This window comes from Thalassobacterium sedimentorum, assembly GCF_031127905.1.
Taxonomy (GTDB): domain Bacteria; phylum Verrucomicrobiota; class Verrucomicrobiia; order Opitutales; family Coraliomargaritaceae; genus Thalassobacterium; species Thalassobacterium sedimentorum.
In genome coordinates, this window is record NZ_JARXIC010000060.1 from 1 (window position 1) to 7,945 (window position 7,945).

Genomic DNA, 7,945 nt, shown 5'->3' on the forward strand with positions numbered 1-7,945 from the left:
CTTCCAAACAACGCTCAGAAAAGGAGATCTTCCAACAACTCCTACAAAGACACACAGCAAGACTCAAATCCATTGAACACCACTATCGAAAACAGGGACGAACCACATACATCTCGTAGTTTAACAATGTAGAATTAGTTTGCTGGCTTATGTCTCAACGAAAATGGCTTCGGGGAGATAACCGGTCACGGTGAGGTTGGGCACATTCACGACTTGGCTGAGTTTTAGATCGAGCACGGCCGAGCAGACAAGGAAGGCTTGCTCGGCTGACAGGTTCGCGCGCTTCATTAAATAATCGATCGCCCGGCGCACGGCGTCTTGTGCGTTCTGTTTTAGGTCGGGGCCACTGCAGACGAAGGCGTGATAGCGGGAGCCGGCGTAGGCAGCAGGGGATAGCTCCGGCGTGGTGTAGATATAAGGTGCCTCGACGGAGACCTCTTGGTCGATACTGATGCGTAGTTTCACATCCATCGGTGCTTCGAGCCCGTTAATGGAAACCTCGCCATCGCCTTGGGCGGCATGGGCGTCGCCTGCGCAGAGTTGAGCGCCTTCGACTAATACGGGTAGGTAGAGGGTGCTGCCGGCCGTGAGGTGCTTGACGTCCATGTTGCCGCCATACGGACCTGGGGGGCGTGTTCGGTATGCGCCAGACTCGGCGCGTTGCACGCCTAGGATTCCACAGAAAGGATGGAGCGCCAGTTCGATGCCTGGCATGCTGTGGGTCTTGTCGCCTTCAAGTTTCCAGTGGTGCAGGTAAAAGTCATCAAAGTCGTCAGGCAGGAAGCATTTTTCCGGGTTGATACTCTGCCAGGCCCAGCCCTTGTGGATGTATTCTAGAATCTCAATTTTTAAGGTGTCGCCGGGCTGTGCACCCTTGATGGCGACGGGCCCCGTGAGCGCATGGATCAGGTCAAAGTTGATTTTGACAAAGTCTTCGAGCGACTGTCCTGGCTGTACTTGGCCATCGCTGGAGTCTTCCATTTCGATGAGGATGCTGTCGCCGGATTCGATTTCAATACGTGGGGCGATGCTGTTGTCCCAGGCATTGTAGGTGATTGATTTGTCTAAGGTGTGCATAGTGGTTTCGTTTCGAATGTGCCGCGCTGTGCGTCAATGGCGTCACGGGGAGCATTGATTAAAAGGAGGAGAGCTAAGCTCATTTTGTGCCACTGTGTGCGGGTGCTTCAGGAAGCTGTGCAAATTTACCTGAAATGAATCCTGCCAAGACTAATTGGGCCGGATGATAGCACATAAGTGGAATCAAGACCGCGGCGGTGTCGACGACGCCAGGGGCGGCGGCAAGGATGGAGGTGGCGAGTGGCAGCCCTGTCGCGAGTGATTTCTGGCTCGCGCAGTAAAAGGCGGTGATGCGTTGCTCGCGTGTGGGGTGGATCCAGGCTGCAGTCCACCAGACCAGTTGACTACAGAGTAGTAGGATGAAGACCGTGCTACCGACTACCGATAGGATGGAGCTGCCGCTGAGCTGATCCAAAAAGCCAGAGTGTACGCTTTGGGCAAAGGCACAGTGGACAATGAAGATAATGATCCAATTACTCCAAGGTTTGGTTTTTTTGCAGATGCTCGCCGCGACCGCAGGCAATGCTTTACGCGCTATTTGCCCGATGATTAGAGGCAAAATGATCAGAGTAAACAGTTTTGAAAATAGGGGTATGAGTGAGATGTTGGCTTCGGTCTCTGCGGCTAGGTAGGTGACTGCTACAGTCGGCACCAATAGCACGGATACTAAGTTGGAAAAGACCGTAGCAAAAATCGCATTGGAAGTGTTGCCGCCGGAAACAGTGGAAAAGACCACCGCCGAGGAAACGGTGGTAGGCAGGATCGAGAGCAGCCAAAATCCTAAGCGCAATTCTGCGGGGAGTATTAGCGAGAGTGGCAGCAGCAGGAGGCCGATTACTAGTGGGAAGACTAGGTAGTTCCAAGAAAGCACAAAGGCGTGTAAGCGCTTGGGTTTGTAGCCGCGGGTCAACTCACTAGTCGGTAGTGAGAGGCCTTGTAATAAGAAGATCAAGCTCACCCCGAGTTTAGTGGTGATTTCCGGGTGTAGCAGGCCGCCCTTGGCACCTGGTTCAGGGAAGAGTATCGCCAGACCTACTCCGAGTAATAGCCAGAGTGTGAAGGCGTGTTTTTTTAGATGCTTTTGCATAGGTCGAGAAGTGCTAGAGGCACGGTGGGGGTCGGGTCTTTAAATATGAACTGTATGCCGACCGATCGCGTGCTGTCGATCCATACGGGAACGGATAGCGCCGGAAGTCCAGCCAGACTGGCTGCGGTGGTGAGTTGCAGTGTTTGCTCGCGCAGTTTGGGGCTGGCTTGATCGACGGGCAAAGTGGGGCCCGGGCAGATTGGCATCGCTAGATAGTCATGCTCGCAAAAATACGCGTCGAACCAGTTACGGATTTGTAGTCGCGTGTCTTGAGCGGTCTGCACTTCGGCCTCGGTCCAGGCCTGGCCTCTGAGGATACGCGCTTTAACCATGGGATCGTAGTCGGCACCATATTTCTCCAACCACTCATGGTGGAACTGGTAGGCTTCCTGGCTTTGTAATACATTAAACGCGAGTTGGCAGGGCTCGAGCAACGCGCTTAAACCGGGCATGTCTTGCTCTATCGTGAGTTTGAGTTTTTGAGCCAACTGCACTGTAGCCTTGTGGCTTTCGGGCGTCAGCAGGTGCGGTGGGAAAAATGCGCGCCCACTGATTGGGCTGGTGTGCTGCGATGCCTCGAGTTCAAACCATGCCGCGATCACAGTTGCCATTTCGTCGGCCGTGCGCGTGAACCAGCCCATAGTATCGAAGCTCTGTGCCAATGGCATGGCGCCTTGCATGCAATACCCGGGCGTCCAGCGAATGCCATAGATCCCGCACCATGCCGAGGGCAGGCGGATCGAGCCTCCGGTGTCGGTTCCAAATGCGAGCGGGAGGTGACCCGCCGCTACAGCATAGGCAGAGCCGCTGCTAGAGCCGCCGCTTAAACAGTCTGGAAGCTTGGGGTGTGGACAATCGCCGTAGTGCGGGTTCTCGCCGGAGAGTCCGTAGGCGAATTCGTTCATTTGCGTCTTCGCGACACAGCAGCCCCCTAGGTGCTGCATGCGTTGCACAATTGCTGCATCCTCGGCTGCGCTGCTCTCGAGTAGTAAGGGTAGGATCGATGAGGCGTGGGTCGGGTGGCCCGCTACATTAAATAAATCTTTGACGGCATAGGGCAGTCCCGCGAGCACATGATTCCTGCTGGACGCACTCTCTGTGCGCTCTAGCTTTCTGCAACTGAATGCGCTTGTATTGGTTATTTCAATACAGTTCGATAGCTCAGTCTCTATTCTCTGTCGCCAGTCAGATCGGCTTTTTGCGTAGAGCGCTTGCCATTCGTTTATTGTTAAGGGCTTCATTTATTCTAAATTTGTCTGTGTTGTGTGAGGCTCGTATGCAGATAGAATGCCAATCAGTATTTACTGGATGAAAAGCGCGATCGTAGGCGCATGTGGTATTCTAAATGCTATTCAGCTCGGTTTATGAACTACCAAAATTTCCTACTATGCCGATAAGCAGAATTATCACTGACGAGGGCCCTCGCTACGCACTTTTTAAAAATGGCAGCCACACCGTGTGCAACGGCACGCCGCTATCTGGTTTGGTCGAGACTGATCAAGTCGTCACGAATCCTGACTTGTTGGCGCCAGTCGAGCCGACGACTGTATATGCGATCGGCCTCAATTATCGAGCGCATGCGATTGAGATGGATAAGCCGATTCCCGAGCATCCTGTAGTGACTATGAAAAGTCCCACTGCACTGTTGGCACCTGGCGGACAAATTGTTCTGCCGCGCTATTTGCCGAGCGATTCGGTTGATTACGAATGCGAGCTTGCGATTGTGATCGGTAAGACTTGTAAAAACGCCACTCAGGCGAATGCGTTGGAGCATGTGCTCGGCTATACCGCCGCCAATGATGTAAGCGCGCGCGATTGGCAAAAAATCTACAGCGGTGGTCAGTGGTGTAAGGGTAAGACTTTTGATACCTTTTGCCCATTGGGGCCGGTCTTAGTGACGCCAGATGAGATTGGAGATCCGGATGCGCTGCAGATTCGAACCGAGCTCAACGGCGAGGAAGTGCAGTGCTCAAATACCAGCGATATGATTTTTAGCGTTGCCGATTTAATTGTATTCCTGAGTGGCAGCACCACCTTGGCGCCGGGCACTGTGATCTTAACGGGCACGCCCACAGGAGTTGGCGTGGCGCGTAAGCCGCAGCGTTTTCTGCAAGCGGGCGATCAAGTTGTTATTGAAGTTGAAGGGATCGGTCGCCTGGAGAATACGGTGATCGAAGAGGTGACTTAAAGTGCCTTCCAAATACGATTTTCTAAAGCTTTCCGAGCTGGGGCAGTATCGGAAGGGCACCTACTTTGGCTTCGCAAATGCCTTTGTCTGGATGATTGGGCTGGGCACGCCGATGGTGCTATTATGCGAGAAATTGGGAGCAAGTACGACACAGGTGGGCTTGATTTACGCGGCCGTGTTTTTGCTGCTTCCGGTCCAGCTCGCTTCCACTGCCTTGCTGTCCATCCTAGGGTTTCGGCGTCAGATTCTTTGGGCTTGGGGCATTCGTGGCTTCTTTTTAATTGTACCTGTCACGATTGTATATTGGGCGCCAGAGCAGCCGCCGGATTGGGTGCTGACGCTCTTTATCGCATCCATCTTTGGCTTTTGTTTTTTTCGCGCTATCGGCGCGACTGCGATGCTGCCTTGGATGTTTGATATATTGCCTGAACGGATACGTGGGCGCTATTTCGCAACGGATGCCCTGGTGGTGGGGTTGGCGGGCGTGCTGACTCTGTTACTCAGTAGTTTATTATTCTATTTACTGAACCCTTACAATGCGTTTCGAGTGCTGTTCACACTGACATTAATTGCAGCCGTCGTTAGCCTGTGCTTCTTACGTAACTTGCCCGACGGGCGTCGCCCCGTGGTGATTCCACTACGGCACTTTTTTAGCCGTGCGCCGAAGCTATGTTTCAGGCCGAGTCACTACCGGCGCTTCTTGCGCTTGCAGGTGGCGTATGGAGTTGCTGGATACGCTTTTACTCCCTTCTCTGTTTATTATTTGAAGACTGCCTTGGACTATAGCCAGAGTTATATTCTGGCGCTTATGGCGCTCCAGTTTGTGGGTATGTTTGGTGCGGCATTGGTGATTAAAGAGTGGATCGACCGCCTGGGATCGAAGCCATTTTTTGTTTTGTCCAACTTGGCTACCATCGCATTTCAAATTTATTGGCTCTTGATTATACTCTTCCCCGGGCGATTGGAGATGGCCTTGCCGCTGGTCTATTTGTTGGTGGGCTTTGCCGTTTCCAGTTTTCAGACGGCGACCAATAAATACCTCTCGCATGTGTGCCGACCAAGTGAGCGCACCTTGTCGGTCACTTTGTTCAGTGCGGTGGTTGGTTTTATTGGGGGTCTGGCTTCGACAGGATGGGGCATGGTGCTAAAGGATTCTGAGAGTGGCTTGATTAATACCCATCGATTTTTGATCTACTTTGCTTTGGCGATCGCCTTGCAATTGGTACTGTTGAAGGGCTACATGAAAATTAAAAGTGCGCCGAGTTCTGAAGAAGCAATGCCACGGCAAGGTATGCTGGTGCGGCCCTTCCGTTATTTAGTCACTTTTATTAATATGGTGGAGCCCCCCGCACGGCCTCGCTCGGGGCCGAGTGATAAGTCCGGGTAAAAAACTGATGTTTCGCAGCCGTTCTCTGTTTCGGCACGAAGTCTGCACGTCGAGTTTTATGATTCGACACCATCACACATCCGCTGCGCGCTTGTTCGCGCTGACTCTGTTGCTGCCGCTTGCATTCGGCGCTTTAACCAGTGCTTCGGCAGCTGAGGCTAAGGCTAAGTTGCTAATTGAAAATGCAACTATTATTCCTGTCGACGGTAGCGGTCGTTATTATGAGAGCGGCTATGTGTTGATCGACGCAGAGGGCAAGATCGCTTCGGTGGGGGCGGGTCAGGCGCCAGATTCAATGAGTGCGGAGCAAGCGATAGATGCCACGGGTAAGATTGTGATGCCAGGCTTTTTGTCGGGGCATAGTCATCTGTATCAAAGCCCATTTCGCGGAATTGGTGCGCATCATAATTTGATGGGTTGGATCTATTGCTATCATCGCACTTATGGCCCGCATTATGATGCTTCGGATTTGTATTGGTTTTCTAAGCACGGCGCGATGGATTATCTAGGGCACGGGATCACTACGATCTATGATTGGACCTTGAATGCTGGGGGCAATACTGTTGACGAGTATGTCGACCTTTACCGTGGGAGTCTCGATTCGGGGGCGCGCATCATCTTCGGCTATGGAGTCGACCTAGATAAGAGCGCTGAAGAGAATCACAGTATGCTGGAGCGCTACCTGGAGATTATTAAAGAAGAGGGGATCGATGCTTCGCATCCGCGCGTGCCTGCTGTGTGGATGGCGGGCTTAGGGCTTTTGAATGGGCGCGAGAGCACTTTGATGGAGATGTCGCTGGCCAAGGAATTTGATCTCCCGATTCAAGTGCACTACTTGGAGGATCCCGAGCCGAACTATACTAAGATTCAGCAAGGCCTATTTCCCGTTTATGATGAAGCTGGCGTGATGGGGGCGAATTTGAATTTTGCACACTTCATTAATGTGACGGATCCGATTCTGGAACGTTCGGGCGAGTCCGGTACCACGATGGTCTGGAACCCGCTTTCGAATGGTCGCTTAGCATCCGGGCTTGCAGATATTCCGCATTACGAAGAGATGGGCATTGAAGTCGGTATGGGGATCGATGGGCAAGCGAGTGCCGATATTTCGGACCCTTTCGAAAATATGCGCATGGGACTCTATGCCACACGCATGAAGTATCAGGATGCGACTATTATGATGCCTTTGGATGTATTGCGCTATCATACCATCGGCACCGCGCGTGTGCTGGGAATTGAGGAGCAAGTCGGTAGTCTTGAAGTGGGCAAGTGGGGCGATCTGATTTTGATTGATCCACGCAGTATGGAAACCAGCCCAGTGATTAATCCGATTGAGCACGTTGTGCTCGCGTGCAGTGTGGCGAATTTGGAAACTGTATTCGTTGCGGGGGAAGCCGTGGTGGAACGCGGTGAGTTTACCCAAGTCGATTATGAGGAAACCAAGAACGAAGTCACGCGTCGCGTTGCCTTGGTGCAGACGAAAGTAGATGCCGACCATGCGGCACAAGATCCGAGTGTGATGGATCAAAGGCCGATCTTTCAGGGCTTGACTGAATATAAAGATCAGAAGCACTTCACCGAAGATCACGAGCATCCTACTTACGGAAAGCCAAAGGAAGTCGAGTAGGGAGAGGAGTTGAAAGGGTGTTATTGGTCCTGTCTGAGCTCTTGGCTCGCACGTACGTCGTCGCTTTAGCGTGGGAGGAAGAGCACGACGATTGCTCTGGTTAGTCATTGCAGATCGAGCCAAATACTTACTGAGGCTGTAGGGGCGCGACTTGTCACAATGCCATTGCATAATTCAAAGTGCCCTTTCTAGGACCGTAATTAGAACTGGTTGTCTGGATTCGCTTCTTATCCTGACTTTGGGCCAATGGCTGACGCTTTGCCTTACTTTTCTGGGGCATGTTCGTCTTCTTCGCTTGGGAGAGCGGAAGATCTCGACCTCTGTGGTAAATTTGTCCACGAAGCCTTGATACTGCTCTTCACTAATAATGCTACCGACGCTTTCGAAGAGCGTCCATAGAGTCGTGACGTTTTCACGCACTAAATCGAAGCGGATGGATCGTGACTGGTAGATCGTTTCATTTTCTCCGGACTGAGCCGATTGCCTTGCGCTTTTTTCGTGGATGCGTTGCCGCTCGCGTGCAACAAGCGCACTGGCCCAGACCATGGACAGGATTTCGATCTGAGCAGTTTCCAAGAG

The 7,945-nt window shown here is 52.4% G+C and carries 7 protein-coding genes; 3 read left to right on the forward strand and 4 right to left on the reverse strand.

The window, feature by feature from the left end; translation table 11 throughout:
- Nucleotides 1–147: 147 nt before the first annotated feature.
- The 3 genes from QEH59_RS17740 to QEH59_RS17750 form a co-directional block, all read right to left on the reverse strand.
- On the reverse strand, nucleotides 148–1,077 hold the full coding sequence (locus QEH59_RS17740; protein WP_308986726.1) for an acetamidase/formamidase family protein: 930 nt from the start codon (nucleotides 1,075–1,077) through the stop codon (nucleotides 148–150).
- Between the two features lie 79 nt (nucleotides 1,078–1,156).
- The gene (locus tag QEH59_RS17745; RefSeq protein ID WP_308986727.1) at nucleotides 1,157–2,164 is read right to left on the reverse strand and encodes a bile acid:sodium symporter family protein; all 1,008 of its coding nucleotides are present in this window, start codon (nucleotides 2,162–2,164) and stop codon (nucleotides 1,157–1,159) included.
- Nucleotides 2,149–3,405 carry an amidase gene (locus QEH59_RS17750; RefSeq protein WP_308986728.1) on the reverse strand — a complete coding sequence of 419 codons (1,257 nt, stop codon included), beginning with the start codon at nucleotides 3,403–3,405 and terminating at the stop codon, nucleotides 2,149–2,151. Before QEH59_RS17750 ends, QEH59_RS17745 begins: the two co-directional genes overlap by 16 nt.
- A gap of 146 nt (nucleotides 3,406–3,551) precedes the next feature.
- On the opposite strand from QEH59_RS17750, the gene QEH59_RS17755 reads away from it, so the two are divergent.
- From QEH59_RS17755 to QEH59_RS17765, 3 genes are read left to right on the forward strand one after another with little or no spacing between them, the layout of a single operon-like run.
- Entirely contained in the window at nucleotides 3,552–4,352 is an 801-nt protein-coding gene (locus QEH59_RS17755) for a fumarylacetoacetate hydrolase family protein (protein ID WP_308951435.1), read from the forward strand.
- A gap of 1 nt (nucleotide 4,353) precedes the next feature.
- Nucleotides 4,354–5,739, forward strand: coding sequence for an MFS transporter (locus QEH59_RS17760; RefSeq protein ID WP_308986729.1), 1,386 nt, complete (start codon nucleotides 4,354–4,356; stop codon nucleotides 5,737–5,739).
- A gap of 58 nt (nucleotides 5,740–5,797) precedes the next feature.
- Nucleotides 5,798–7,366: an amidohydrolase family protein gene (locus QEH59_RS17765; protein ID WP_308986730.1), complete on the forward strand. Its 1,569-nt coding sequence runs from the start codon at nucleotides 5,798–5,800 to the stop codon at nucleotides 7,364–7,366.
- 174 nt (nucleotides 7,367–7,540) lie between these two features.
- On the opposite strand, the gene QEH59_RS17770 is transcribed toward QEH59_RS17765, so the two are convergent.
- A partial coding sequence (locus tag QEH59_RS17770; RefSeq protein ID WP_308986731.1) for a hypothetical protein occupies nucleotides 7,541–7,945 on the reverse strand: 405 nt, incomplete at its 5' end.